This is a genomic window from Streptomyces lydicus (genome assembly GCF_000717345.1).
Lineage (GTDB): Bacteria > Actinomycetota > Actinomycetes > Streptomycetales > Streptomycetaceae > Streptomyces > Streptomyces lydicus.
The window spans coordinates 158,666-184,996 of record NZ_JNZA01000014.1 but is presented as its reverse complement, the minus strand read 5'-3'; the positions used below and the strand labels follow the sequence as shown (position 1 = coordinate 184,996).

The following is a 26,331-nucleotide window of genomic DNA, read 5'->3' as shown; positions in this document are numbered from 1 at the left end:
GTTGGAGCGATGTTCGTGCGCACGGGACGGCGGATGTCGCCATGCCGTACGACCGGCGCACACCACTCCGCGCGCGCCCACCTGCCGCGCCACGCCCCGAGCGCGCGACCACCCCGCCCCACGCCCCCGCGCCGCCCCCGCAGCCCGCCGATCCGCCTGCGCCTTCCGCCTGCCCCCGGTCAGACCGCGGCGACCGCCGCGTGTACGCCCACCCGCGTACGGGTGGCCACCAAGCGGCCCTCCTGCGGGTACGCATGCCACGTCCGCCAGCGCACCTGGCCCTGCTGACACTGCGCCAGCATCGCGGTGAAGGCGTGCGGCGAACCGGGAAAGGTTCCGGCCAGGCCGTGCGGATGCTCGGCGACCAGCGCGAGCAACTCCTGCGCCCGGCCCGCGAACGAGCCGCGCGAGAGGGTCTCCACGTGCGCGGCGAATTCGTATTCCCAGTCGCCCAGGCGCTTGGCCACACCGAGCGGCAGCGGGGTGCTGCTGCCCGGCATGCAGGCGACCGTCTCGGAGCACGTCCCGTGCTCCTCTTCGAGAAGCACTTGGTGAGAGGCGCCGAGGAGTCTCAACTGCACCTGTGCGCCGTGGAGTTGGAGGTCGAGTACGGCCAGGGCCGGCAGGGGTTCCCTGCCGAGCGCCCAGGCCAGGTCGGATGCGCGGGTATCGGTGTACGCCGTCTTCAGAGTGGTGAGCATGGGTCGGCTCCGCAAGCACGCAGTGGAATGGTGGGCCGGCCCGCCCGTGAAGGATCAGGAATGTACGTCTGCCTGCCGGCTCGTGCCCACGTGGGAATGGGAGAACGTGGGGGAATTCTCTAGGGAGAGGGAATCATGAAAGCCCACTCGGCCACAGCGTTTTTACCCATCTCCTCCGGGTTTCCATCCCCTAGAGGGCCATGCAGTTCATCTGTTCAACGACATGCGGCCCGACGGGTTCCGGCCTCCTCGCCGGACCCCTTCGGGCCGCATATGCACAGGGGCAAACGCCCCCCGCATGTGTGCCGTTGAGCGGCCGCTCCGGCCGGCCCCGAAGGCCGCCGCCCGGAGGTGCCGCGCGGCCGGTTCAGGAACCTCCGCCGCAGCCACCGCCGCCGCCCCCGCCGCCGCAGCCGCCACCCCCGCAGGAGGAGCCGCCGCCGCACGAGTGCCCGCCGTGGTGTCCGCCGCCCCCGTGGTGACCGCCGCCTCCGCACGAGGAACCACCGCCGCCGCCGGCCCACCAGCTGCCCCCGCCGGCAGCACCGCGGTACCCGCTTCCCTTCCGCCCGCCGGTGCCGCTCCGCGAGGCCAGGGCCACCAGCCCGATCACCGCCGCGCAGATCACCAGGAAAGCCACGATCCCCATCTGCCTCACGCTCCTTTCGCTCCCCCGAAGCGAGGGCGCTCCGTCCGGCACCCGGTGCCCCACCGGAGCGGGGACTCCGCTCCGGACCGGCACCCGGGGTGCGCTGCGGCACCGTCCCGTGCCGCCGGGGCCGCCACCGTCGGCGGCCTTCACTGTCCTTGGTGCGGGGCTGATGCCCCCGGCCCGGGAGTCTCAAAGCACAGTTGAGGAACTCCAGAGGTTCGGCGGAGGATGGCGCGCATGGACCGACCGCTGCTCAACCGCCGCCTCGCCGAATTCGGCACCACGATCTTCGCCGAGATGTCGGCGCTCGCCGTACGGACCGGCTCCCTCAACCTCGGTCAGGGGTTCCCCGACGCCGACGGACCCGAGGAGGTCCGGGAGGCGGCGGTGCGCGCCCTGCGCGACGGCCGCGGAAACCAGTACCCGCCCGGCCCCGGAATCCCCGAACTGCGCGCCGCCGTCGCCGCCCACCAGGAGCGGTTCTACGGCCACCTCGGCCTCTCCTACGACCCCGACACCGAGGTCCTGGTCACCGCCGGCGCCACCGAAGCCATCGCGGCCTCGCTGCTCGCGCTGCTCGAACCGGGCGACGAGGTCATCGCCCTGGAGCCGTACTACGACTCCTACGCCGCGTGCATCGCGATGGCGGGCGGCCGGCGGGTCCCGGTGACCCTGCGTCCGCACCCGGAGTCCGGCAGCTACCGCCTCGACCTCGACGAGCTGCGCGACGCGATCACCGACAAGACCCGCCTCATCCTGCTCAACACCCCGCACAACCCCACCGGCACCGTCCTCACCCACGAGGAGCTCTCGGCCGTCGCCCGGCTGGCCGTGGAGCGCGATCTCCTGGTCGTCACCGACGAGGTGTACGAACACCTGGTCTTCGAGGGCGAGCACCTGCCGCTGGCGTCCTTCCCCGGGATGCGTGAGCGCACCGTCACCATCAGCTCGGCCGGCAAGACCTTCTCCTTCACCGGCTGGAAGGTCGGCTGGATCACCGCACCGGCGGAGCTGGTCGCCGCCGTCCGCTCGGCCAAGCAGTTCCTCACGTATGTCTCCGCCGGCCCGTTCCAGTACGCCGTCGCCGAGGCCCTCGCCCTCCCCGACAGCTACTTCACCGGCCTGCGCGACGACCTGCGCACCAAGCGCGACGTGCTGGCCGCCGGCCTCACCGACGCCGGTTTCCAGGTTTTCCGTCCCACCGGCACGTACTTCATCACCACCGACATCCGCCCGCTCGGCGAGACCGACGGCTTCGCCTTCTGCCGGGCGCTGCCCGAGCGCGCCGGCGTCGTCGCCATCCCCAACGCGGTCTTCTACGACCACAAGGACGAGGGCTCCCCGTTCGTGCGCTTCGCCTTCTGCAAGAGCATCGAGGTCCTCCAGGAGGCGGCGGGCCGGCTGAAGGCCCTGGCGAGCGGGTAGCGGCCCGCGCCGTACGACGGACGCGGGCCCGGGGAGCCTTCGCTCCTCGGGCCCGCGCAGCCGGGTGGGTGGGGACGTACGGGCGGCTATGCCTCGCCGTCGTCCGGCTTCTCGTCGGAGTCGCCTTCGATCTCGGCCTCCAGGCCGAGCTGCTCGACGACCCACTTGTCGAATTCGATCGAGGCGCGAATCCAGCTGACCGTGCTCGACACAAAGTGTTCGAGCGAGACGCCGGTGCCGATCAGCATCGATGCCTCACCGATCAGACGGACCGTGCCGTCGTCATGGGTGTGGGTGTAGGCCTTGGGCCACAGCGTCCGGCGGTTCCAGTCGTCGATCGCCTCCAGCAGCTTCGACTTCTCATCGATGCCGTGGACACGGTCGTAGAACGTACGGACGGAGAAGATCTGCTGCTCCTCCTCGCCCCGGAACATGAAGTACGTGCGGAACTGCTCCCACGGGGCGGCGAGGTCACCCTCCTCGTCGACTACGTACTTCAGCTCCATCTGGTCGAGGAGCTGCTTGACCAGGTCCTGGTCTGGCACGACGGGACCATCAGGCCCCGACGGCTCGGGTTCGGGCTGGCCCCCGAAATTCGGAATCGAGGACGGGTCGATGCTCACCGTGGAATTCCCTTCGTATGGTCACTGCCATCCTCCCCCACATCGGCCCCGTCGTGGCAACCCCGGCGGGCGGCGCGGTCAGGACGTGCCGCGACCGGGCACCTCCACCGACAGGCCGTCCCCGTCCACGTCCACCCGCACGGTGTCCCCGTCCAGCACCTCGCCGGCCAGGATGGCGCGGGCCAGCTGGTCGCCGATGGCCGTCTGGACCAGGCGGCGCAGCGGGCGGGCGCCGTAGGACATGTCGGGGGCCGGGGCGTCGCTCACCGGTTCGTGGCCGAGCCAGGCGAGCCAGGCCAGGGCGCGGTCGGTGACGTCCAGGGTCAGCCGGCGGTCGCCGAGCCGGCGCTGGAGGTGGGCCAGCTGGATCCGGGCGATCCGCTGCAGCTCCTCGGCGCCCAGCGGGTGGAAGACCACCACGTCGTCGAGGCGGTTGAGGAATTCCGGGCGGAAGGACGCGCGGACCGTCTCCAGCACCTTCTCCTTCTTCTGCTCCTCCTTCATGAGCGGGTCCATGAGGTAGGCGGAGCCGAGGTTGGAGGTCAGGATGAGCAGCGTGTTGCGGAAGTCGACGGTGCGGCCCTGGCCGTCCGTGAGCCGGCCGTCGTCGAGGACCTGCAGCAGGATGTCGAAGACCTCGGTGTGCGCCTTCTCCACCTCGTCGAGCAGGATCACGCTGTACGGCCGCCGGCGGACCGCCTCGGTGAGCTGGCCGCCCTCCTCGTAGCCCACGTAGCCGGGCGGCGCGCCGACGAGCCGGGCGACCGAGTGCTTCTCGCCGTACTCCGACATGTCGATGCGGACCATCGCCCGCTCGTCGTCGAAGAGGAAGTCCGCGAGCGCCTTGGCCAGCTCCGTCTTGCCGACACCGGTCGGGCCGAGGAAGAGGAACGAGCCGGTGGGCCGGTCCGGGTCGGCGATTCCGGCGCGGGTGCGGCGCACCGCGTCCGACACCGACCGCACGGCCTCGGCCTGGCCGATCAGCCGCTTGCCGAGTTCCTCCTCCATCCGCAGCAGCTTCTGGGTCTCGCCCTCCAGCAGGCGGCCGGCCGGGATGCCGGTCCAGGCACCGACCACGTCCGCGATGTCGTCCGGGCCGACCTCCTCCTTGACCATGGACTCCTTGGACGCCTCCTGCTCGGCCTCGGCGGCGGCCGCCGCCTCCAGCTCGTGCTCGACGTCCGGGATCTCGCCGTAGAGCAGCTTGGAGGCGGTGTCGAAGTCGCCGTCGCGCTGGGCCCGCTCGGCCTGGCCGCGCAGTTCGTCGAGCTTCTCCTTGAGCTCACCGACGCGGTTGAGGCTCTGCTTCTCCTTCTCCCAGCGGGCGGTCAGACCGCGCAGCTCCTCCTCCTTGTCGGCGAGGTCCTTGCGCAGCTTCTCCAGGCGCTGGAGCGAGCCGGCGTCGGTCTCGTTCCTGAGCGCCAGCTCCTCCATCTTGAGGCGGTCGACGGCGCGCTGGAGCTCGTCGATCTCCAGCGGGGAGGAGTCGATCTCCATACGGAGCCGGGACGCGGCCTCGTCCACGAGGTCGATGGCCTTGTCGGGCAGGAAGCGGGAGGTGATGTAGCGGTCCGAGAGGGTGGCCGCGGCGACCAGCGCGGAGTCCGCGATCTGGACCTTGTGGTGCGCCTCGTAGCGGCCCTTGAGCCCGCGCAGGATCGCCACCGTGTCCTCGACGGTCGGCTCGGCGACCAGCACCTGCTGGAAGCGCCGCTCCAGGGCCGGGTCCTTCTCGATCCGCTCGCGGTACTCGTCGAGGGTGGTCGCGCCGACCATCCGCAGCTCGCCGCGGGCCAGCATCGGCTTGAGCATGTTGCCCGCGTCCATCGACGAGTCGCCGCCGGCGCCCGCGCCGACGACGGTGTGCAGCTCGTCGATGAAGGTGATGATCCGGCCCTCGCTGGACTTGATCTCCGCCAGGACGGTCTTCAGCCGTTCCTCGAACTCGCCGCGGTACTTGGCGCCCGCGACCATCGCGCCGAGGTCCAGTGCGACCAGCCGCTTGTCGCGCAGCGACTCGGGCACGTCGCCCTTGACGATCCGCTGCGCCAGCCCCTCGACGACGGCGGTCTTGCCCACGCCGGGCTCGCCGATCAGCACCGGGTTGTTCTTCGTACGGCGCGACAGCACCTGCACCACGCGGCGGATCTCGTGGTCCCGGCCGATCACCGGGTCGAGCTTGCCCTCGCGGGCCGCCGCGGTGAAGTCCGTGCCGAACTTCTCCAGCGCCTTGTACGTGCCCTCCGGGTCGGGATTGGTCACCCGCTGCCCGCCACGGCTCGCCTCGAAGGCCGCCAGCAGCTTCTTCGCGGAGGCGCCCTGCCGCTCCAGCAGCTCACCGGTGCGCCCGCCCTTGGCGGCGATCCCGATCAGCAGGTGCTCGGTGGAGACGTAGGCGTCGTCCAGCTCCTTGGCGCGCTGCGTGGCGTCCGCGATGGCGGACAGCAGCTCGCGGTCGGGCTGCGGCGGGGCGACGGTCGAACCCTGCACGCTGGGCAGCGCGGCGAGCTGGCGCTCGGCGCCGCTGCGCAGCGCGGCGGCGTCCGCCTCGACCGCGGCCAGCAGGTCCATGATGTTCTCGTTGTCCTGCCCGGCCAGCAGCGCGAGCAGCAGGTGGGCGGACGTCATGTCCGCGTGCCCGGCGGTGACCGCCCGCTCATTGGCGGCGCTCAGCGCCTCCCGGCTCTTGTTGGTCAGCTCGGCGTCCACGGTCCTCGCGATCCTCCTCGTACTCGTAGCCCGTACCGGCACACGTGCCCGGAGCCAATCCTGCTCATGCCCTCATGCGATAAGTTGAGTCTAGTCCACTCAAGGTGCCACATGCGGGTGAACGGCCCCGAACGCGCCTTCGCCGTCGGCGAAACCCGGCGACACTGGCCTCCGACCACAAGGAGGTGCAGCATGACGGCTATGGCACACGAGCCCATGTCCGCGCAGGACGACACCCTCCTGGAGGGCTTCCTGGCCCTGGAAACTCCGCACGGCTTCCGGGCCGAGCTCATCGAGGGGGAGATCGCCGTGACACCGCCGCCGGACGGCGACCACGAGGACTACCTGAGTGCCATCCTCCGGCAGGTGCTGAGGGAGTCGGCGACCGACATGGATTCCTCGGGCCACAAAGGACTCCTCCTCCCCGCCGGGGAGGACCGGCCCGCCAACCACGTGATCCCCGACGCCACCGTTGCCCCGCGGACCCTGCGCCTCTTCCGGGGCGCCCCCTCCTGGATGCCCGGTGACGGCGTCGCCATGGTCGTCGAGGTGACGTCGACCAACCCCCGCAGGGACCGCAAGGACAAGCGGCACTGCTACGCCCGTGCCGAGATCCCCCTCTACCTGCTGGTCGACCGCGACAGGGCGACGATCACGCTGTTCAGCGACCCCTCGGGAGAGGACTACGTAGCGAACGTCACCGTTCCCTTCGGCAAGCCCGTCCCTCTCCCCGCGCCCTTCTCCTTCGACCTCGACACCGCCGACTTCCTCTGACCGCCGGGCCCCGCCCCCGGGGCCCCGATTACTCTGGCGGCCATGGCCCACGACCTCAGCGCCCTCAGCCCGGAGTACCTCGCCTTCTGGGGCGAGTACCTGATGCCGACGCTCACCACGCTGCGCAGGAACGGGACGCCGCACGTCGTCCCGGTGGGCGTCACCTACGACGCCGGGCAGCGGATCGCGCGGATCATCACCCGCAAGGACAGCACCAAGGTCAAGAACATCCTCGCCGCCGGCGCGGACGGCGCCACCGTGGCCGTGTGCCAGGTCGACAAGGGCCGCTGGGCGACGCTGGAGGGCATCGCGCGGGTGCGTACGGACGCCGAGACGGTGGCCGACGCCGTGAACCGCTACGCCGAGCGGTACGGGCGGATGCCGTCCCCCAACCCCGATCGGGTCATGATCGAGATCGCCGTGACCAAGGCGATGGGGCGGGCCTAGGCCCCAAGAGGTCCAGACCTGTCCGAAATCGGATCCTCCGCCTCCGGGAAAACGCCTCCACCTGGTACTCAGGTACGAACAGGAAATGAACAACTCCGCGCGATGACGGACGACTTCGGCCTGTTCTGTGCAGAAGACAGCAGCTGGAGGCCGCATGGGGTCGGCATTGGGCAACGTGACGACCGCTCCACGCCGTCCGCGCCGCACCCGCCCGCGCCCGCACGCCGAGCTCTGCCCGCGCTGCGGCGGCCAACTCGCCGTCAACCAGGACGGCTGGAAGATCTGCCACGCCTGCGGATACGCCTCGCCGCCCGGCACAGCCCCTCCACCACGGACCGCACTCGGGGGTATCGTCGCCCCCACATTCGCCACGCCCCGGAGGGCACGATGAACTCGGTCCGAGTCACGGCGATCGCCTGCCTGATGCCGCTGTCCGAGCTGGACGAGGATCCGTTCCTGGTCGACGACCGCAGCCAGCACGACATGTGCAAGCAGTGGGCGGCGGCCCGTGACTACCACCTGACCTGCCAGCTCAGCCTGCATCAGCTGCGCGCCGACCACGGCGCGCTGTGGCGCGATGTGGAAGAGGGCCTGGTGGATGTGTTCGTGACGCCCAACCGCCGGGCGCTGGAGAACGCCATCGACGGGGCCGACGAGTTCACCGAGCGCTGCGCGGCGGCCGGCATCCGGCTGGAGACCGCCGACCTCGACGAGCCGGTCTACACGCTCGCGATGAAGTCCCAGGTGCACCGGCGGCTGTCGATGCCCACGGCCGGATACAACGGCTGCTGAGGCCCCGTACGCAGCACGAAGGGCCGGGGTGCACCACCCCGGCCCTTCGCCCTTACGCATACGGCGTGCGGCGCGCGCTACTCGGAACGCGTGGGCCGCCACACCACCAGCGCACTGGTCTGCTGGACATCCTGATACGGCACCAGATCGCGCCGGTAGGAGGCGTGCACCGCCGCCTCCCGCTGCCGCATCGCGCTGGCCGCGCCCTCCAGGGCGCCCTGGAGTTCGGCGACCCGCTGCTGCAGGGCCGCGACCTGGTTCTCCAGCTCGATGATGCGCTTGATGCCGGCGAGGTTGATGCCCTCGTCCTGGGACAACTGCTGCACGGTACGCAGCAGTTCGATGTCCCGGGCGGAGTAGCGGCGGCCCCGGCCGGGCGTACGGTCCGGCGAGACCAGGCCCAGCCGGTCGTACTGCCGCAGGGTCTGCGGATGCAGGCCGGAGAGCTGAGCCGCGACGGAGATGACGTACACCGGCGACTCATCGGTCAGTTCATACGGGTTACGACGCTGCCCGCCCCGGCTGTCCATCTCATGCTCCCTTCGCGGCCTGGAACAGCTCTGCCCGCGGGTCCGCTCCCGCGGTCGCGTCGCGATAGGACTCCAACGCTTCCTTCGCCTTGTCGCCGAGCTCGTCGGGAACGGCCACCTCTATGGTGACCAGCAGATCACCACGGGTGCCGTCCTTGCGGGCCGCGCCCTTGCCCCGGGCCCGCATCGTGCGTCCGTTGGGGGTACCGGCCGGCAGCTTCAGCGTCACCGGCGGACCGCCCAGCGTGGGCACCTTCACCTCGCCGCCGAGCGCGGCCTCCGGGAAGGTGACCGGCACGGTGACGGTGAGGTTGTCGCCCTTGCGGCCGAACACCGGGTGGGCGCCGACGTGCACGACGACGTACAGATCACCGGCCGGGCCGCCCTGCTCGCCCGGAGCGCCCTTGCCGCGCAGCCGGATGCGCTGCCCGTCGGAGACGCCCGCGGGGATGCGGACCTGCATCGTGCGCGCACTGGTCGCGCGCCCGCTGCCCTTGCAGACCTCGCACGGGTCCTGGGCGATCAGGCCCCGGCCCTTGCAGTCCGCGCAGGGATCGGTCAGCGAGAACCCGCCGCCCGCGCCCCGGCTGACCTGGCCGGTGCCGACGCAGGTCGGGCAGACCCGCGGCGTACCGTTCTTGTCGCCGGTGCCGGAACACGACTTGCACGGCGCCTGGCTGGACATCCGCAGCGGGACCGTGGCCCCGTCGACCGCCTCGGTGAAGCTCAGCGTCACCTCGGACTCGATGTCCTGGCCACGGCGCGGCTGGGTACGCGCGCCGGCGCCACCGCGGTTGAACAGGCCGCCGAAGACGTCCCCGAGACCGCCGCCGAAGCCGCCGGCTCCGCCCGCGCCGCCCGAACCGCCCGCGCCGCCTCCGAAGAGGTCGCCCAGGTCGAAGTTGAACGAACCGCCGCCCCCGCCGGGGCCGGGACGGAAGCCGCCGTTGCCGAACAGCGCCCGCGCCTCGTCGTACTCCTTGCGGCGCTTGGCGTCACCCAGGACGTCGTTGGCCTCGGAGATCTCCTTGAAGCGCTCCTCGGCCTTGGTGTCGCCCTTGTTGGCGTCCGGGTGGTTCTCCCGGGCGAGCTTGCGGTACGCCTTCTTGATCTCCGCTTCGGTGGCGTCCTTGGGGACGCCGAGGACCTTGTAGTAGTCCTTCTCGACGAAGTCCTTGGTGCTCATCCCCGACGTCCCTCCTTCCGCACCGTTTTCCTGTTCTTCCGCACGTCAGCCCTCGTCCGGGCCACCGCTCTCCTCGTCCGAAGCCGCGGCACCCTTGGCATCGTCCTCGGATCCCGACTTGGCGCCCTGCGCGCCCGGCTGCGGCTCGGCGACGGCGACCCGCGCGGGGCGGATCGTTCGCTCACCGATGCGATACCCGGGCTGAAGGATCGCAACGCACGTCGTCTCGGTGACATCCGGCGCGTACGAGTGCATCAGCGCTTCGTGGATCGTCGGGTCGAAGGGCTCGCCCTCCTTGCCGAACTGCTGCAGACCGAGCTTGGCGACCACGGTCTCCAGCGATTCGGCCACCGACTTGAAGCCGCCGACCAGCTCGCCGTGCTCCCGCGCCCGGCCCACGTCGTCGAGCACGGGAAGGAGCTCGGACAGGAGGTTCGCCGAGGCGATCTCCTTGACCGTGATCCGGTCCCGCTCCACCCGACGGCGGTAGTTCTGGTACTCCGCCTGGAGCCGCTGGAGGTCGGCGGTGCGCTCGTTGAGCGCCGAGCGTGCCTGGTCCAGCTGCGCCTGGAGTGCTACGTCCTGTACGTCCCCGGCCGGGGCCGAGCCCGCCTTGTCGGCGGACTCGGCCTGCGCCGCGTCTTCAGGGGCGGCGTCAGAGGGGACGTCAGGCTTCTCGTCGAAGCCCGGGGTCTCCTCCGTCACGCGGCACCGTCCTTCTTCGGCTTCTCGTCGTCGACGATCTCGGCGTCGACGACATCGTCCTCGGCCTTGGCCTGGTCACCGGGGGCAGCGCCCTCGGCGCCGCCCGCGGCCTGGGCGTCGGCGTACATGGCCTGGCCCAGCTTCTGCGAGACGGCCGCGACCTTCTCGGTGGCGGTGCGGATCTCGGCCGTGTCCTCGCCCTTGAGCTTCTCCTTCAGCTCGGTGACGGCTTCCTCGACCTCGGTCTTGACCTCGCCGGGGGACGGTCATCTTCTGCTCCTTGCCCGTGCCCAGGTCCTTCGCGGTCACGTGCATGATGCCGTTGGCGTCGATGTCGAAGGACACCTCGATCTGCGGGACACCACGCGGGGCCGGCGGCAGACCGGTCAGCTCGAACATCCCGAGCTTCTTGTTGTACGCCGCGATCTCGCGCTCGCCCTGGTAGACCTGGATCTGCACGGACGGCTGGTTGTCCTCGGCCGTCGTGAAGATCTCGGAGCGCTTGGTCGGGATCGTGGTGTTGCGCTCGATGAGCTTGGTCATGATGCCGCCCTTGGTCTCGATACCGAGGGACAGCGGGGTGACGTCCAGCAGGAGGACGTCCTTGACCTCACCCTTGAGGACACCGGCCTGCAGGGTGGCGCCGATGGCGACGACCTCGTCCGGGTTGACGCCCTTGTTGGCGTCCTTGCCGCCGGTCAGCTCCTTGACGAGCTCGGCGACGGCCGGCATACGGGTCGAGCCACCGACCAGGACCACGTGGTCGATCTCGGACAGCTGGATGCCGGCGTCCTTGATGACGTTGTGGAACGGGGTCTTGCAGCGCTCCAGGAGGTCCGCGGTGAGCTGCTGGAACTGCGAGCGCGTGAGCTTCTCGTCCAGGTGCAGCGGGCCCTCGGCGGAGGCGGTGATGTAGGGAAGGTTGATCGTCGTCTCGGTGGAGGACGACAGCTCGATCTTCGCCTTCTCGGCGGCCTCGCGCAGACGCTGCAGCGCCATCTTGTCCTTGGCCAGGTCGACGCCGTGACCGTTCTGGAACTGCTTGACCAGGTAGTCGACGACGCGCTGGTCCCAGTCGTCACCACCGAGGTGGTTGTCACCGTTGGTGGCCTTCACCTCGACGACGCCGTCGCCGATCTCCAGCAGCGAGACGTCGAAGGTGCCACCACCGAGGTCGAAGACCAGAATGGTCTGGTCGTCCTTCTCCAGGCCGTAAGCCAGGGCGGCCGCGGTGGGCTCGTTGACGATGCGCAGGACGTTGAGGCCCGCGATCTCACCGGCCTCCTTGGTGGCCTGGCGCTCGGAGTCGTTGAAGTAGGCCGGAACGGTGATGACCGCGTCGACGACCTTCTCGCCCAGATACGCCTCGGCATCCCGCTTGAGCTTCTGCAGGATGAAGGCGCTCATCTGCTGCGGGTTGAAGTCCTTGCCGTCGATGCCGATCTTCCAGTCGGTGCCCATGTGGCGCTTGACCGACCGGATGGTCCTGTCGACGTTGGTGACCGCCTGGCGCTTCGCGACCTCGCCGACCAACACCTCGCCGTTCTTGGCGAAGGCGACAACGGACGGCGTGGTCCTGGCGCCCTCGGCGTTGGTGATGACGGTGGGCTCACCGCCTTCGAGAACACTGACGACGGAGTTCGTCGTGCCCAGGTCGATGCCGACCGCACGTGCCATTTCAATTCCTCCAGCTGACTTGAGTGGAACAGGCTCAAGAGTGCAGCACCGGGAAAAACCTGTCAACAGAGCTGAGTCGTGTCCACTCAACTTTTATGTCGCCCTTATCGTCACCCAGCCGCAACGAAGACGTGTCCGGCCCCGCGCAGGGTTGCCTGCGCGACACAGATCACCGGCCGGGCGGCTTCATGGGGCCGGGGAGAATGGGTAACCTCAGCCGCAGACCAAAAAAGTTACTGCTTAGTAGTTCCGCTGAGTCCGCTCAGCTTTCTCCGTTCTTCCGCTCGCGCAGGTTCGAGGAGCCCCCAATGCAACTCGCCGCGATCATCGTGTCGCTGGTCCTAATCGCGGTCGGCGTCGCGCTGTTCGGCCGTGCCATCCTGCAGATCTACCGTTCCGTACGGCTCGGCCAGCCCGTACCCGCCGGCACCCGGACCGACAATCCCGGGCAACGCACGGTCACGGTGGTCAAGGAGTTCCTCGGCCACACCCGGATGAACCGCTGGGGCGTCGTCGGCGTCGCGCACTGGTTCGTGGCGGTGGGCTTCTTCTCGCTGCTGCTGACGATCGTCAACGCCATCGGCCAGCTCTTCCAGGCCGACTGGCTGCTCCCGATCATCGGCGACTGGGCGCCGTACAACGTCTTCGTCGAGTTCCTCGGCCTGATGACGACGCTGGGCATCCTGACCCTGATCGTCATCCGCCAGCTGAGCAAGCCCGGCAAGGCAGGCCGCAAGTCCCGCTTCACCGGCTCCAACTTCGGCCAGGCGTACTTCGTCGAGGCCGTCATCCTCATCGTCGGCATCTGCATCGTGACGCTGCACGCGCTGGAGGGCGCCCAGCACCACGTCGACAGCTACGAGGCGTCGTTCTTCGCCTCGTACCCGCTGGTCGCGGCCCTCAAGGGGCTGAGCGTCGGCACCCTCCAGTTCCTGACCTACCTCTTCGCGCTGATCAAGATCGCGACGTCCTTCATCTGGATGATCACGGTCGCGCTGAAGACGGACATGGGCGTCGCCTGGCACCGCTTCCTGGCCTTCCCCAACATCTGGTTCAAGCGCGAGTCGGACGGCGACGTGGCGCTCGGCGCGCTGCAGCCGATGACCTCCGCGGGCAAGCCGATCGACTTCGAGGACCCGGGCGAGGACGACCAGTTCGGCGTCTCGCAGATCGAGCACTTCTCCTGGAAGGGCCTGCTCGACTTCTCCACCTGCACCGAGTGCGGCCGCTGCCAGTCGCAGTGCCCCGCCTGGAACACCGGCAAGCCCCTCTCGCCGAAGCTGATGATCATGGCGCTGCGCGACCACGCGCACGCCAAGGCCCCGTACCTGCTCGCCGGCGGCGGCAAGTCGATGGAGGGCGAGGAGCAGGCGACCGAGGAGCAGCTGGCGGACGTCCCGGCGTCCGCGCTCGCCGAGGCCGAGCGCCCGCTGGTCGGCACGCTGGAGGAGAACGGCGTCATCGACCCCGACGTCCTGTGGTCCTGCACCACCTGCGGCGCCTGCGTCGAGCAGTGCCCGGTCGACATCGAGCACGTCGACCACATCGTCGACATGCGCCGCTACCAGGTCATGATCGAGTCCTCGTTCCCGTCCGAGGCGGGCACGATGCTCAAGAACCTGGAGAAGAAGGGGAACCCCTGGGGTCTGGCCAAGAAGCAGCGCCTCGCCTGGACCAAGGAGGTCGACTTCGAGATCCCGGTCGTCGGCAAGGACGTCGAGGACCTCACCGAGGTCGACTACCTCTACTGGGTCGGCTGCGCCGGCGCCCTGGAGGACCGCGCCAAGAAGACCACCAAGGCGTTCGCCGAGCTGCTGCACATCGCGGGCGTCAAGTTCGCGATCATGGGCGGCGACGAGGCGTGCACCGGTGACTCGGCCCGCCGGCTGGGCAACGAGTTCCTCTTCCAGCAGCTCGGCCAGCAGAACGTCGAGATGCTGAACATGGCCTTCGGCGAGGACAGCGAGGACGAGTCCACCAAGAAGCCCAAGGCCAAGAAGAAGATCGTCGCGACCTGCCCGCACTGCTTCAACACCATCGCGAACGAGTACCCGCAGCTGGGCGGCGAGTTCGAGGTCATCCACCACACCCAGCTGCTCCAGCACCTGATCGACGAGGGCAAGCTCATCCCCGTCACGCCGGTCGAGGGTCTGATCACGTACCACGACCCCTGCTACCTGGGCCGCCACAACAAGGTCTACACGCCGCCGCGCGAGATCATCGCCAAGGTGCCGGGCCTGCGGAACGAGGAGATGCACCGCCACAAGGAGCGCGGCTTCTGCTGTGGCGCCGGTGGTGCCCGGATGTGGATGGAGGAGCGCATCGGCAAGCGCATCAACAACGAGCGCGTCGACGAGGCCCTCTCCCTCAACCCCGACATCGTCTCCACGGCCTGCCCCTTCTGCCTCGTCATGCTGACCGACTCGGTCAACGGCAAGAAGAACGACGGCAAGGCGAAGGAGTCCATCCAGGTCGTCGACGTGGCCCAGCTGCTGCTGGACTCCGTCAAGACCCCGGCCGACCCGGCGGACGACGAGGAGTCCGAGGACGCCCCGGAGCCGGAGCCGGTGAAGTGAGTCGGTGAAGCAGCCGCCTCCGTACGGGCGTTGCGCGACGGCCGGTCCCCTGTCACAGGGGACCGGCCGTCGCCGTTCCCGCCCCTGCCGGCAGGCCCCCGCCCGCACCGGAAATCCGGTTGCCCGGCGCGCCGGGTCCGCCCGACCATGACGGCATGACCACGGCTCCGGACCCCGTCACCATCCGCCCGGCCCGCCCCGCCGACGCCCCCGCGATCGCCGCCGTCCACCAGGACTCACGGCGGGCCACCATGCCCTATCTGCCGCCCCAGCGCCGTACCCACGACGAGGTCACCCACTGGATCCGCGAGATCGTGCTGCCCGAGAGCCACACCCTCGTCGCGGTCCGTGGCCCCGAGGTCCTCGGCTACGCCGCCGTGCGGGGCGAGCTGCTCGACCAGCTCTACCTCCGCCCGGACGTCCGGCGCACCGGCATCGGCACCCGCCTCCTCACCGAGGTGCGGCGGCACCGCCCGGACGGGCTCACCCTGCACGTCTTCCAACTCAACGCCGAGGCCCGGGCGTTCTACGCCCACCACGGATTCCGCGTGGTGGCCACCGACGACGGCAGCGGCAACATGGAGCACCTCCCGGAACTCACCCTGCGCTGGACGCCGTCCCCCGGGGCCGCCGCCCCTCCGGAATCCCCCTAGGGGATGTCACAGGTCAGCAGCAAACCCCGCCCCGGTCGCCGGCTCGGCCACCCGTTCGCCGCGGACCAGGTACTTTCGAAGGCGTGGCTGGATTCAGGATGGGTCGCGGACGGGATGCCCGCCCCGCGCAGAACGGACAGCAGGGCCAGGGGCAGCAGGCACCGTACGGGCAGCAAGGGCCGTACGGACAGCAGCCCCCGCCGCCGCACGGGCAGTGGCAGGCCCCGCCGAACTACGGCGGCGCACCGCAGGCGCCACCGCACGGCCGGCACGGCGAGCCCGAGTACTTCGGTGACGGCGGCTACGAGCCCGCGCAGGCGTCGTACGCGCCGTACGGCGGCGACAACAACCCCGGCAGCACACGGCAGTTCAGCATCGGCGAGGGCCCGGACGCCTACGGGCAGCAGCCCGACCAGTACGGCGCCGGTGACGGTGCGTACGCGGACGGCGGCACCTACCGCGCCGGCCAGTCCGCCGCCCCGCCGGCCGGCCCCCGGCTGCACTGGAAGCAGCTGCTGTCCGGCATCGTGCTGCGCCCCGACGCCACGTTCTGGCAGATGCGGGACCACACGGTCTGGGGCCCGGCGCTCGTCGTCACCTTCGTCTACGGCCTGCTCGCGGTCTTCGGCTTCGACAAGGCGCGCGAGGACGTGCTGAACGCCACGCTCTCCAACAGCATCCCCTGGGTGCTGATCACCGCCGTGATGTTCATCGTCGGCAGCCTGATCCTGGGCGCGGTCACCCACACCATGGCCCGCCAGCTCGGTGGCGACGGCGCCTGGCAGCCGACCATCGGCCTGTCCATGCTGATCATGAACATCTCGGACACGCCCCGGCTGCTGTTCGCGATGTTCCTCGGCGGCGACTCCACCCTCGTCCAGGTGCTGGGCTGGCTGACCTGGCTGGCCTGCGGCTACCTGCTGACGTCCATGGTCAGCAAGTCGCACGACCTGCCGTGGCCCAAGGCCCTGGGCGCCTCCGCGATCCAGCTGGTCGCCCTGCTCGGCCTGCTCAAGCTCGGCACGCTGTAGGCCCTGCCCGGCCACGCCTAGGGGCCCGTCCCGGAGCACTCGGCTCCCGGACGGGCCCCTCGGCGTACGGCCGCTCCCGCTGCCCGCCGCGCGGCGGCTACGCGAACCGCTGGCCGGCCGACCCGTCGCAGGCCCGCAGCCTGAGCGGCTCCTTCGCCCCGCCCAGCGTCAGGCACAGCGACGGCGCGGCCGCGGGCCGCAGCACCCCGCCGGCCCGCACGAACTGCTGGTTGCCCGCGCCCGAGCAGTTCCACAGCACCAGCGCCGCGCCCGCCTCGTACCGTCCGCCCGGCACATCCAGGCACCGGTCCTGGCTCAGCCCCACGTGCACCGACCGCTGACCGTCGTCGTACCACCAGTCCTGGTTGCGCTGCCCGTTGCAGTCCCAGCCGATGACCGCGGTGCCGTTGCGGCTCGCGCCGCCGGTCGCGTCGACGCAGCTGCCCGTGCCGGCGTTCTTCAGCGGCCGGTACGCGTCGTCCCAGGCCCCCGCGTACAGCGTCGGCCGCCCGGTGCTCGCGGGGTCCGCGCAGGACGCCTCCCGCAGCCCCGGCGCCGCGTACAGCTGGGTCAGGCAGGCGGCGAACGCACCGTGCCCGCGCGCGTTGGGGTGGAACGACTGCCGCACCGAATTGGCGTCCGGCGGGAAGGGGTTGGTGAGGTTCACGTACAGCCCGCGGGCCCAGGTGTCCTCCATGCACACCTCGTGCCCGTGGAACAGCCGCGAGGAGTCGAGGTACGTCGCTCCCGCCTCCCGCGCGGCCGCCCGCACGCCCTTCTCGAAGGCCGGCACCGCGGCGTTGCGTCCCCACGCCGCATCGGAGGTGTAGCCGGTGCAGCCGCCCGGCAGCTTCCCCGGGTAGTGCGGGTTGTCCTCCACGTCCGGCCCGATCGGGCTCGGGTACGACATCACCACGAGCCGGTAGTCGCCGTCCGCGTAGCCCGCGTCCCGCATCACGGTCCGCAGATCGCCGACGGTCCGCTCGATCTTGGGCCCCAGCCCGTCGACCCGCGCCTGCCAGCCCGGCTGGTACTTCGTCTCGCAGGTGCCCTGGAGCAGGAACCAGCGCTCCACGCAGTCCGTCATCACCGGCCCGAACTGGAGATCGTCATTGGCGCCCGCGACCAGCAGCACCATCTTCAGCCGGGTGTTGCGGGCCTTGATCGCCAGGCTGTCGCTCTGCACCAGCTCGTCGGCGTACTGCTTGCTGCCCCCGAGGACGATGTTGCCGCTGTACGCCCCCGAGCAGGCGACGTTGTACGTCACGTCCGCCGCGATCCCGGTCCGGTGGATCGCCGAGTCCGGCGACCGGTGACACCAGTTGGTGGGCCCGTCGGTCCCCGGCTCGTACGTCCCGACGCCCTCGCCCGAGATCTCGCTGTCGCCCAGCGAGATCAACGAGGTCTTCCGCTCCGCGAGGGGCCGCTCGGCCGCGTCCCCGTACAGGGCCACCGCCTCCCGCGCCCGGATCTTCTCCAGCTCGGGAGAGAGGGGCGTGGCGGCACGGGGCGTGCCGCCCGTGCCTGCCGGGGCGGCGGGGGTCGCGGCGGTGGCGACGCCCGTCCCGCCCGCCGCGGTACTGATCATCGCCGTCAGGGCCACGGCCGAGGCCGCGACCCCCGCCCTCGCCCGCCACCCACGTCTCGCACGCGCCATTGGGGCCTCCCCTCCGGTCCGGCGGAACCACTGGCCCCGCCGCTACCGCCGTCGCCACTGTGACCGCTGTTACCGCCGGTTTTTACTCGGTGGTAAGCACCTGCGGAACACTCGGAACGGGATTGGCCGAAACACGTGTGAGGCAGCGCATACATACGACGAAAGGGAGCCGGCCGGCAGCCGCTCCCTCACGGAAAGCCCCTGTTCACCCCGGCCGGGCCGCGGTCAGGAATCGAGGACCTGGCCCTCCCGCCACCCCCCGGCGGCTCGACGCTCCACGGGGAGATGATCCACGCGAGCACGACACCCGCCCGCTGACCGGGGACGCGGCCGCTGATCTCGCAATTCGCGCCCCGCGGACTGTGCGGAACAGCGGGAGAAGGAGCAGGCGACGAGCCTGCCGACGGAGGCGCTCCGGGTCAGGGAACAGGAGTGGGAATTCTCGCCGATATCGCTCAGCTCATCGAGACGGAGAAGGCGAAGACCATCACGGTGTCCATCCTCCCGCAACTCTTGCCCGACAAGGCACGGGAGCGCGACGCGTTGAAGTCGGCGAGCCCGTTTTGAGCCGGCCGGACGCTGTGCTCGACGTCCGATCTTGCCACGATCTGGCGGTCATCATTTCGGGACAAGCCCTTGATCTTCCGCCGCCCTCCTCCCGGAAGCTGGAAGATCCAGATCGGCCATTCTTCATTTTTGGAGACCACCCGATCCGCAAGAATGCTTTTCCGGAAATCGCTAGAGGTTGCCGAAACTTGCCCCTTGGGGAATCACCCGAATGTCGTGCCCCTTTCAGGGATCGCCGCAATCCCCTTATGGTTACTATTAAACCGGCATATTCCCCGCACACGTTCTCCGTCCAGGAGGGCTGAAAGTGAAGCGCGTTCCCTTCTTTCGTAAAGCTTTTTATGTGCCTCGGGGATCAGTGATTTCGGCCGCCTGCCCAAGGTCGACCGAACCCTTTTGAAGGAGTTGGGCGCCTCGATGAAACCGAACGTCTTCACCGCGCCTCGTTCGCGCGGAGCCACCGCTTGGGCCGCCGCGGTCCTCACGGTGGCACTTGTTGTCGCTGGGATGACACTCATGCCGACTCGCGCGAGCGCGATCGGCGTAGCTCCTGACCTCGGGACGGCAACCAGTTACGCGGTACTGGGCGGTCAGAGCGTCACGAACACCGGCCCCTCGACCATCAACGGGGATCTCGGCGTGAGTCCAGGGTCCTCGGTGACCGGATTTCCTCCGGGCACGGTGAACGGCACAATCCACGCCGCGGACGCCAATGCGCTCCAGGCGCAGTCCGACCTGACCATCGCTTACAACGACGCTGCCGGCCAGGCTCCCGATGCGACCCTCACCTCGCCGGGAGACCTCGGTGGAATGACCCTGAACCCGGGCGTCTACAAAGCCTCGTCGTCGATTGACATCACGGGCACCCTCACGCTTGACGCCCACGGCGACCCCAACGCGGTCTGGATCTTCCAGATCGGTTCCACGCTGAGAACGGCCTCCGCAAGCAAGGTGTCTCTCATCAACGGCGCCTCGCCGTGCAACGTCTTCTGGCAGGTGGGCAGTTCCGCCACGATTGGCACGAACAGCACCTTCGTGGGCACGATCATGGCGTTGACCTCGATCTCGGTGACCACCGGCGCGACGATCGACGGCCGGGCACTGGCCCGTAACGGCTCGACCACGCTGGACGACAACGTCATTACCCGAGAGGACTGCTCGACCGTCACAGGCGGCATGATCGCCGGGACGACGGGCGGCGCCACAAGCACCGTCGCCGGCCCGGTGACAGGTGGTACCACCGCGAGCACGACGGCCGGCACAGGGGGCACGACGGGCGGCACGGGCGGCACCACTGGGGGTACGGGCGGCACCAATGGGGCTGCGACGGGCGGCACCGGCGGCGTGCTCGGCGGCCCGATCACGGGTGGTCTGCTCGGCGGCCCGACGACCGGCGGTCTCCTTGGCGGTCCGATCACGGGTGGTCTGCTCGGCGGCCCGACGACCGGCGGCCCGGGTGGGGGTCCGCACCATCACCATCACGGCCACGGCCACGGCCACGGCCACGGCCACGGCCACGGCCACGGGCACGGGCACGGGCACGGGCACGGCCAGGGCCACGGACACGGCCACGGGCACGGGCACGGCCAGGGCCAAGGCCACGGGCACGGACACGGCCAGGGCCACAAGCACGGCTACGGGCACGGCGAGTACGGATGCGACAGCTGCGACCACGAGTGCGGTCGTTGTAACCGCGACCACGGCCATGAGTTCAGGTCCTGTGGCCGCCGGCATGACGGTGGTCGCGACCACAGCCGGTGCCACGACGAGTGCGGTAAGCGGCACTCCGAGTGCGGCCATGAGTTCAGGTCCTGTGGCCGCCGGCATGACGGTGGTCGCGAGCACAGCCGGTGCCACGACGAGTGCGGTAAGCGCCGCTCCGAATGCGGCCGTTCCGGACGCCGCGACTTCTGACGGCGTAGGACATCGCAGCCGGTACGCCGGTAAAAGCGGTGCCGCGCGATGCGCGGGCCGCGCCGAACGGGCCGCGATGCATTTCCTGATCTCCCCGTGACGGCCGCTGGCTGGAGTGGACGGCACGGGGGCTTGGGGCAGCGCGTGGGGGCGGAGCGGACTCAACGGTCCTCCCCCACGCTGCCCACCCCGGGGCCGAACGGCAATTCTTCGGCCGCTGCACGAGATCCACCAAACCCTCCTGAAGGAGTTGGGCGCCTCGATGAAATCGAACGTCTCTACCGCGTCGCATTCGCGCAGATTCACCGCTTGGGCCGCCGCGGCCCTCACGGTGGCACTCGGCGCCACCGGGATGGCGCTGATCCCGACCAGCGCCAACGCGATCACCGTGACCGTTCCGCCGCTGCTCTCCCCCGCGACGCCACGTCTCCCCCTGGGGCTGACATCGGGGGGCGGCACCCTTGGGCTGACGGGTGGCCATCTCGGCCTGGTCGCCGGTCCGACCGTCGGCGGCCTGCTCACCCCCTTGACGACGGGTGCTGGCGCCGCCCCAACGGTCGTCGAAACGAACCCGGTTGGCTCTTACGGTGGTTCGTGCGGCCGCCACCGCCACAGTTGGGGTGACCACGGATGCGGTCGCTGCGGACATCGCCACGGATGCGGTCGCTGCGGACATGGCCACGGGTTCGACCGGTGCGGCGGCCATCACCGCCACGGTCGCGAGCACGGGTTCGGGTCGTGTGGCCGCCGGCATGACGGTGGTCGCGAGCACAGCCGGTGCCACGACGGGTGCGGCCAGCGTCACTCCGAATGCGGCCGTTCCGGACGCCGCGACTTCTGACGGCGTAGGACATCGCAGCCGGTACGCCGGTAAAAGCGGTGCCGCGTGATGCGCGGGCCGCGCCGAATGCGCCGCGATGTATTTCCTGATCCTCCCTGTGGCGTCCATTACCTGTGGGCGGACGGCACGGGGGCTTGGGGCAGCGCGTGGGGGACGGAGCGGACTCAACGGTCCGTCCCCCACGCTGCCCACCCCGGGGCCGAACGGCACCTGCCGACCCACAGGTTTCTTCGCATGAAGAGGACGAGATGAGCACCACCGACTACAACCGTGCGGGGAACGCCGTCGCGCCGGTGAACGAGGAACGTCAGGTGAAAAAGGAAGGGCAGGCGTCAGGACTGCCCTTAACCGCTCTCCAGGAAGGTACTTCGCAGAAGGCGACCGAGGGCGAAAGCATGCGATCGCCCACGCCGATGTCGCGGCCGGCGGGGTTGGTCGTCGCTTGCGCGGTCGCGGTGTGTATCACGGCGGCCATCGTGCATGTATGCACGGTGTTTTTGTCTGTCGCACCCCCCAATATCGTTTCCCAACGTTACGAGGGGCAGATCAACACCTGGGTCTATCCCTACTTCGAGCAGAACTGGCGGCTGTTCGCTCCGGATCCGGAAGGTGCCCGGCGGCAGATCTTGGCGCGGACGGCAACCACCTCTCGCGACGGCGACCGGCAGGTGAGCGGTTGGGTCGACCTGAGCGCCATTGACGCCGACGCGGTCCGGCACAATCCCTTCCCCAGTCACATCAGCCAGAACATGCTGCGCCGGGCGTGGTCTTCGTACCTCGATTCGCACGGCACCAGCGACCGGTCCAATTCCGAGCGAGCCGAAATCCTTCGAAAATACCTGCTCAACATCGCCACGCAACGCCTCGCAGCCCACAGCCATCGTGCCTTTGACGCCGTCCAGCTACACGTCATCACCACCCCGATCGCCTCACCGGCCCTTCGAGGCGCCGACAAGCGCGCTGTGCGAAGCCCCTCCGACTCCCGGTATCTCCCGTGGTGGCAGGTGACCTCCCATGACAACTGACCAGAAGCCCGACGACGCCGGCATCCGTCCAAACAGCGCGGCAGACGGAACCGCGCCCGGGAATCCCGATCCCGTCACCAGAGCATTCACCTTCCTGACTGAACGAGCGGTCTCTCTCCACGCGGCGGCTGTGCTGCGCGTGGGATACGGACTGCTGTATCTGGTCTTCCTGCTGCGTGAATTCCCGCACCGTGAGGAGATCTGGGGCCCCGACTCACCCTGGACGCCACACCTGGCACGCGAACTGCTCAGCCAGACCGGCTGGTTCAGCGCGCTGACCTTCTCCGACCGTCCCGCATTTTTCGAGGGCTGCTACGCGCTCGCCCTCCTCACCTGCGCGCTGTTCACGCTGGGTTGGCACACAAGGGCTCTGTCCTTGCTGTTCGCCCTCGTGGTGACCTCTTTCCACGGCCGGAACATCTACATCACGGACGGAGGGGACAACCTCATCGTCCTGATGGCCGAATACCTCACACTCGTCGCATGCGGCCGGCGTTGGTCCCTCGACGCCCGCCGGAAGCGGCTCCGTGCCCCCACGTACCGGTCCCGGCCCCGGCCGGCCCTCGCAAGGCTGCTGCCTGCATGGGAGCAGGCCGTCTTGGTCCGGGGGCAGTTGAGTACCTTGCTGCACAACTGCGGCATGTTCGTCATCGCGATCCAGGTCTGCATCCTTTACGGATGCGCCGGCTTGTACAAGGTGCAAGGAAGCACCTGGCGGGACGGCACCGCACTGCACTACGTCCTGAATCTCGACCTGTTCCGGCCCTGGCCCGAACTGTCACAGTTCGCCGACCACCATCAGCTTTTCATCGCGATCGCCGGGTACCTGACCGTGCTGGTCCAGGTGGCCTGCCCGTTCGCCCTGTTCAGCAGGCTCAAATACGTGGTCATCGGCCTGCTGATCGGCATGCACATCGGGATCGCCGTCCTCCTGGGGCTCCCGGTGTTCTCCGGCGCGATGATCGTCGCCGACGCCGTCTTCCTGCCTGACCGCTTCTTCCTGCTCCTCCAACGCATCTGCCTGACACGTCTGCGGCGGGCCGGTGCCGACGCGACCGTGCCCCGGGCCCGCAACGGAAATCTCCGCCCGCCACCCTCGCCGGGCACCCCTGGCAGAAGCGATGTGCGCTCGCCGGTAACGGACACGACGTCCAGCTGACGCACGGGCGCCTCACCATGCGCCCGATCCCGTTCGCCATGGGCGCCGATCCCCGGAAGGACTCGTCCTTCTCTGTCGGAGGCACAGGCTCGCCACGGCGGCGGGCCCCAGGCCGGCCACGGTAAGTCAGGAGCGGCCTACAAGGCGTCGCGCGACGGGGTGATCGGCGTGCCGGACTTACGGCACGGAGGCAGGACGGACCACGGGAAGTTGATCCAGTCGTCCGTGCGCTTCCAGACGTACTCGCACTTCACCAGCGACTGCGACTTCTCGTAGATCACCGCGCTGCGGACCTCGGCCACGGTGCCCACGCAGAAGTCGTGCACCAGCTTCAGCGTCTTGCCGGTGTCGGCGACGTCGTCGGCGATCAGCACCTTCTTCTCGGAGAAGTCGATCACGTTCGGCACCGGGGCCAGCATGACCGGCATCTCCAGGGTGGTCCCCACGCCGGTGTAGAACTCCACGTTCACCAGGTGGATGTTCTTGCAGTCCAGCGCGTACGCCAGCCCGCCCGCGACGAAGACACCGCCGCGCGCGATCGACAGCACGATGTCGGGCTCGTACCCGTCATCGGCGATCGTCTGCGCCAGCTCGCGGATCGCCCCACCGAACCGCTCGTACGTCAGGTTTTCCCGCACGTCACTCACGTATCTCTCTCAGACCTTCGCTGTTCAACGGCTCTGCCCCGCGCGCCCGCCCTGCCGAACGCGCCCCCATGCCCAGGCGCTCTCCGTCGCCTGCCTCACACCCGCGTCATACCTGCGTCCGGTGGAAGTTCATGAACGACCGGGACGGCGTCGGGCCGCGCTGCCCCTGGTAGCGGGAGCCGTACCGCTCGCTGCCGTAGGGGTGCTCGGTCGGCGACGTCAGCCGGAACATGCACAGCTGGCCGATCTTCATGCCCGGCCACAGCTTGATCGGCAGCGTGGCGACATTGCTCAGCTCCAGCGTCACGTGCCCGCTGAACCCGGGGTCGATGAATCCGGCGGTCGAATGCGTCAGCAGCCCCAGCCGCCCCAGCGAGCTCTTTCCCTCGAGCCGGGAGGCGACGTCATCGGGCAGCGAGATGACCTCGTACGTCGAGGCCAGCACGAACTCGCCCGGGTGCAGGATGAACGCCTCGTCCCCCTCCGGAACGACCTCACGGGTCAGATCGGGCTGCTCGACGGCGGGGTCGATGTGCGGATACCGGTGATTCTCGAACACCCGGAAATACCGGTCGAGGCGCACGTCGATACTGGACGGCTGCACCATCGACTCGTCATAGGGGTCGATACGCACCCGACCAGCATCGATCTCGGCCCGGATGTCCTTGTCTGAGAGAAGCACGCACACGAGGATACGCGCCCGCACCACCCCCACCGCACGACGAGGGCCCGGCCCCTCAGGGGGGCCGGGCCCTTCACCACTTCCTCGATCACCGGACCGGTGATCGCTGTCGCTGCTCTACCTCTTCAACGTCGCTGCACTACCGCTTCGCGTGCTCCACGGGCACCGCATGCCGCAGCCGAGCGCAGCGCGGGCAGCGCAACAGCCGCCCAGGACCGAGCCGGTCGGTGGTCTGCATCGGGAACGAAGCGGTGCTGAACACGTGGCCCTCAGCACAACGTACGACGGTGCGCTCCATCAAGTCCCTCTCCCAACTGCGTGGACAACAAAAGCCACATTAGGGGATGAACTGGGCGCACCTGAAAGCGGCACTCCGACGCCCCACCGTACGCCCCAACTCCCGCACCCGGCACCCGCATCCCACCCCCCGGGGACCACCCCACCGACCCCCGTCGACCCCCGCCGTGGACCGGCCCCGACCACCCCCGGACATGCCAAATGCACCGCGAGGCGGTGATGGGGTAGAGTGTGCGACGATGTTCCGCTCTCGTACCGAGGCGGGATTACGCGGGTGTAGTTTAATGGTAGAACATGAGCTTCCCAAGCTCAGAGCGCGGGTTCGATTCCCGTCACCCGCTCCATAGTTGAGGCCCAGGTCGGAGACCTGGGCCTTCATCCTTTTCTGGACTCGTAAGGGCCTACCGCCCCTCCGCGTGCCCCAACTCCCGCGCATGCCCTGCACGGAGGGCACACGGCCCACCACCTTGCACCACCTCGGCGCGCGGGTGGTGGATGCGTGTCGCGGCCGGCTCAGGACGGCCCCATGGCCGTCACCGGATGGTGGTGTCACCGAGGATCTCCAGCACCTGCCGGAGGCCCTCGCCGGTCTTCTGGACCAGGTCTCGGTCCACGTCGGCGAGCAGCTGTGCGTAGTTCGCCAGATGGTCGGCGAAGGCAGCCCGGGTGACCTCGTGTCCGTGTTCCGTGAGGCGGATCTTGACGGTGCGCCGGTCGTCGCCGTCCCGCACCCGCTCGACCAGGCCCTTGGCCTCCATCTTGTCGATGCGGTTGGTGATCGCGCCGGAGGTCACCATGGCCGCCTTGAGGAAGGCCCCGGCGGTGAGGGCGTAGGGCGGTCCGGAGCGCTGCAGCGTGGTGAGTACGTCGAACTCGCCGTGCTCCACTCCGTGCGCGGCGGCTGCGGCCTTGGCGGACTTGTCGATCATCCGGGCCAGCCGCTGGATGCGCCCGAAGAGCTCCACCGGCCAGAGATCCTCCGCCACGTCAGGGCGTTCCCTGACCCACTGACCGATGATCGCGTCCACGGCATCGCTCATCTCCGCACTCCTCTCAATGGT

General features: G+C 69.5%; 22 protein-coding genes, 1 tRNA gene and 1 pseudogene. 13 read left to right on the top strand and 11 right to left on the bottom strand.

Going from position 1 to position 26,331, the window contains the following annotated elements; genetic code table 11:
* Nucleotides 1-179 precede the first annotated feature (179 nt).
* Entirely contained in the window at nt 180-701 is a 522-nt protein-coding gene (locus OO62_RS15935; protein WP_033268047.1) for a DUF2617 family protein, read from the bottom strand.
* An 889-nt stretch (nt 702-1,590) separates the two neighbouring features.
* On the opposite strand from OO62_RS15935, the gene OO62_RS15925 reads away from it, so the two are divergent.
* Complete coding sequence (locus OO62_RS15925; protein ID WP_033268144.1) at nt 1,591-2,778, top strand: pyridoxal phosphate-dependent aminotransferase; 1,188 nt, start codon at nt 1,591-1,593, stop codon at nt 2,776-2,778.
* 86 nt (nt 2,779-2,864) lie between these two features.
* Here the strand turns inward: OO62_RS15925 and OO62_RS15920 are convergent, their stop codons facing one another.
* Both OO62_RS15920 and clpB read right to left on the bottom strand, forming a co-directional pair.
* Nucleotides 2,865-3,401 (bottom strand): YbjN domain-containing protein, encoded by a 537-nt coding sequence (locus tag OO62_RS15920; RefSeq protein WP_033268045.1) that lies wholly within the window; start codon nt 3,399-3,401, stop codon nt 2,865-2,867.
* A 78-nt stretch (nt 3,402-3,479) separates the two neighbouring features.
* Nucleotides 3,480-6,110 carry an ATP-dependent chaperone ClpB gene (clpB, locus tag OO62_RS15915; RefSeq protein WP_033268044.1) on the bottom strand — a complete coding sequence of 877 codons (2,631 nt, stop codon included), beginning with the start codon at nt 6,108-6,110 and terminating at the stop codon, nt 3,480-3,482.
* Nucleotides 6,111-6,302: 192 nt separating this feature from the next.
* On the opposite strand from clpB, the gene OO62_RS15910 reads away from it, so the two are divergent.
* From OO62_RS15910 to OO62_RS15900, 3 genes are all read left to right on the top strand, one after another.
* On the top strand, nt 6,303-6,884 hold the full coding sequence (locus OO62_RS15910) for a Uma2 family endonuclease (protein ID WP_157850149.1): 582 nt from the start codon (nt 6,303-6,305) through the stop codon (nt 6,882-6,884).
* A gap of 42 nt (nt 6,885-6,926) precedes the next feature.
* Nucleotides 6,927-7,331: a pyridoxamine 5'-phosphate oxidase family protein gene (locus OO62_RS15905; protein WP_033268042.1), complete on the top strand. Its 405-nt coding sequence runs from the start codon at nt 6,927-6,929 to the stop codon at nt 7,329-7,331.
* A 387-nt stretch (nt 7,332-7,718) separates the two neighbouring features.
* Nucleotides 7,719-8,123 carry a hypothetical protein gene (locus OO62_RS15900; RefSeq protein ID WP_033268041.1) on the top strand — a complete coding sequence of 135 codons (405 nt, stop codon included), beginning with the start codon at nt 7,719-7,721 and terminating at the stop codon, nt 8,121-8,123.
* Nucleotides 8,124-8,200: 77 nt separating this feature from the next.
* On the opposite strand, the gene OO62_RS15895 is transcribed toward OO62_RS15900, so the two are convergent.
* The 4 genes and pseudogenes from OO62_RS15895 to dnaK form a co-directional block, all read right to left on the bottom strand.
* Nucleotides 8,201-8,653: a heat shock protein transcriptional repressor HspR gene (locus tag OO62_RS15895; RefSeq protein WP_033268040.1), complete on the bottom strand. Its 453-nt coding sequence runs from the start codon at nt 8,651-8,653 to the stop codon at nt 8,201-8,203.
* A 1-nt stretch (nt 8,654) separates the two neighbouring features.
* Nucleotides 8,655-9,839, bottom strand: coding sequence for a molecular chaperone DnaJ (gene dnaJ / locus OO62_RS15890; RefSeq protein WP_033268039.1), 1,185 nt, complete (start codon nt 9,837-9,839; stop codon nt 8,655-8,657).
* A gap of 45 nt (nt 9,840-9,884) precedes the next feature.
* Nucleotides 9,885-10,544 carry a nucleotide exchange factor GrpE gene (gene grpE, locus OO62_RS15885; protein ID WP_033268038.1) on the bottom strand — a complete coding sequence of 220 codons (660 nt, stop codon included), beginning with the start codon at nt 10,542-10,544 and terminating at the stop codon, nt 9,885-9,887.
* A pseudogene (gene dnaK, locus OO62_RS36480) lies at nt 10,541-12,221 on the bottom strand (molecular chaperone DnaK). The gene grpE and the pseudogene dnaK overlap by 4 nt, the downstream one beginning before the upstream one ends.
* A gap of 308 nt (nt 12,222-12,529) precedes the next feature.
* Between dnaK and OO62_RS15875 the strand changes: the two are divergent.
* The 3 genes from OO62_RS15875 (at nt 12,530) to OO62_RS15865 (ending at nt 16,481) form a co-directional block, all read left to right on the top strand.
* The gene (locus tag OO62_RS15875; protein ID WP_033268037.1) at nt 12,530-14,797 is read left to right on the top strand and encodes a (Fe-S)-binding protein; all 2,268 of its coding nucleotides are present in this window, start codon (nt 12,530-12,532) and stop codon (nt 14,795-14,797) included.
* Nucleotides 14,798-14,952: 155 nt separating this feature from the next.
* Nucleotides 14,953-15,450, top strand: coding sequence for a GNAT family N-acetyltransferase (locus OO62_RS15870; protein ID WP_033268143.1), 498 nt, complete (start codon nt 14,953-14,955; stop codon nt 15,448-15,450).
* Between the two features lie 98 nt (nt 15,451-15,548).
* Entirely contained in the window at nt 15,549-16,481 is a 933-nt protein-coding gene (locus OO62_RS15865; protein ID WP_033268036.1) for a Yip1 family protein, read from the top strand.
* Between the two features lie 97 nt (nt 16,482-16,578).
* Here the strand turns inward: OO62_RS15865 and OO62_RS15860 are convergent, their stop codons facing one another.
* Complete coding sequence (locus OO62_RS15860) at nt 16,579-18,138, bottom strand: ricin-type beta-trefoil lectin domain protein (protein ID WP_033268035.1); 1,560 nt, start codon at nt 18,136-18,138, stop codon at nt 16,579-16,581.
* Between the two features lie 432 nt (nt 18,139-18,570).
* Between OO62_RS15860 and OO62_RS41335 the strand changes: the two genes are divergently transcribed.
* The 5 genes from OO62_RS41335 (at nt 18,571) to OO62_RS15845 (ending at nt 23,644) form a co-directional block, all read left to right on the top strand.
* Nucleotides 18,571-18,705: a hypothetical protein gene (locus OO62_RS41335; protein WP_266105134.1), complete on the top strand. Its 135-nt coding sequence runs from the start codon at nt 18,571-18,573 to the stop codon at nt 18,703-18,705.
* Between the two features lie 405 nt (nt 18,706-19,110).
* The gene (locus OO62_RS37930) at nt 19,111-20,619 is read left to right on the top strand and encodes an ice-binding family protein (RefSeq protein WP_228332479.1); all 1,509 of its coding nucleotides are present in this window, start codon (nt 19,111-19,113) and stop codon (nt 20,617-20,619) included.
* A gap of 620 nt (nt 20,620-21,239) precedes the next feature.
* Nucleotides 21,240-21,509, top strand: coding sequence for a hypothetical protein (locus OO62_RS39605; protein ID WP_157850148.1), 270 nt, complete (start codon nt 21,240-21,242; stop codon nt 21,507-21,509).
* Between the two features lie 199 nt (nt 21,510-21,708).
* Nucleotides 21,709-22,485: a DUF5819 family protein gene (locus OO62_RS15850; RefSeq protein ID WP_228332480.1), complete on the top strand. Its 777-nt coding sequence runs from the start codon at nt 21,709-21,711 to the stop codon at nt 22,483-22,485.
* Nucleotides 22,475-23,644 carry an HTTM domain-containing protein gene (locus OO62_RS15845; RefSeq protein WP_180290063.1) on the top strand — a complete coding sequence of 390 codons (1,170 nt, stop codon included), beginning with the start codon at nt 22,475-22,477 and terminating at the stop codon, nt 23,642-23,644. Before OO62_RS15850 ends, OO62_RS15845 begins: the two co-directional genes overlap by 11 nt.
* A gap of 137 nt (nt 23,645-23,781) precedes the next feature.
* Here the strand turns inward: OO62_RS15845 and OO62_RS15840 are convergent, their stop codons facing one another.
* Together OO62_RS15840 and dcd are read right to left on the bottom strand one after the other, a co-directional pair.
* Nucleotides 23,782-24,291 carry a phosphoribosyltransferase gene (locus tag OO62_RS15840; protein WP_077192848.1) on the bottom strand — a complete coding sequence of 170 codons (510 nt, stop codon included), beginning with the start codon at nt 24,289-24,291 and terminating at the stop codon, nt 23,782-23,784.
* 106 nt (nt 24,292-24,397) lie between these two features.
* Nucleotides 24,398-24,973 carry a dCTP deaminase gene (gene dcd, locus OO62_RS15835; protein ID WP_033268139.1) on the bottom strand — a complete coding sequence of 192 codons (576 nt, stop codon included), beginning with the start codon at nt 24,971-24,973 and terminating at the stop codon, nt 24,398-24,400.
* Between the two features lie 567 nt (nt 24,974-25,540).
* On the opposite strand from dcd, the gene OO62_RS15830 reads away from it, so the two are divergent.
* A tRNA-Gly gene (locus tag OO62_RS15830) sits at nt 25,541-25,614 on the top strand.
* A 189-nt stretch (nt 25,615-25,803) separates the two neighbouring features.
* Here the strand turns inward: OO62_RS15830 and OO62_RS15825 are convergent.
* Nucleotides 25,804-26,310, bottom strand: coding sequence for a MarR family winged helix-turn-helix transcriptional regulator (locus OO62_RS15825; protein ID WP_033268033.1), 507 nt, complete (start codon nt 26,308-26,310; stop codon nt 25,804-25,806).
* Nucleotides 26,311-26,331 lie beyond the last annotated feature (21 nt).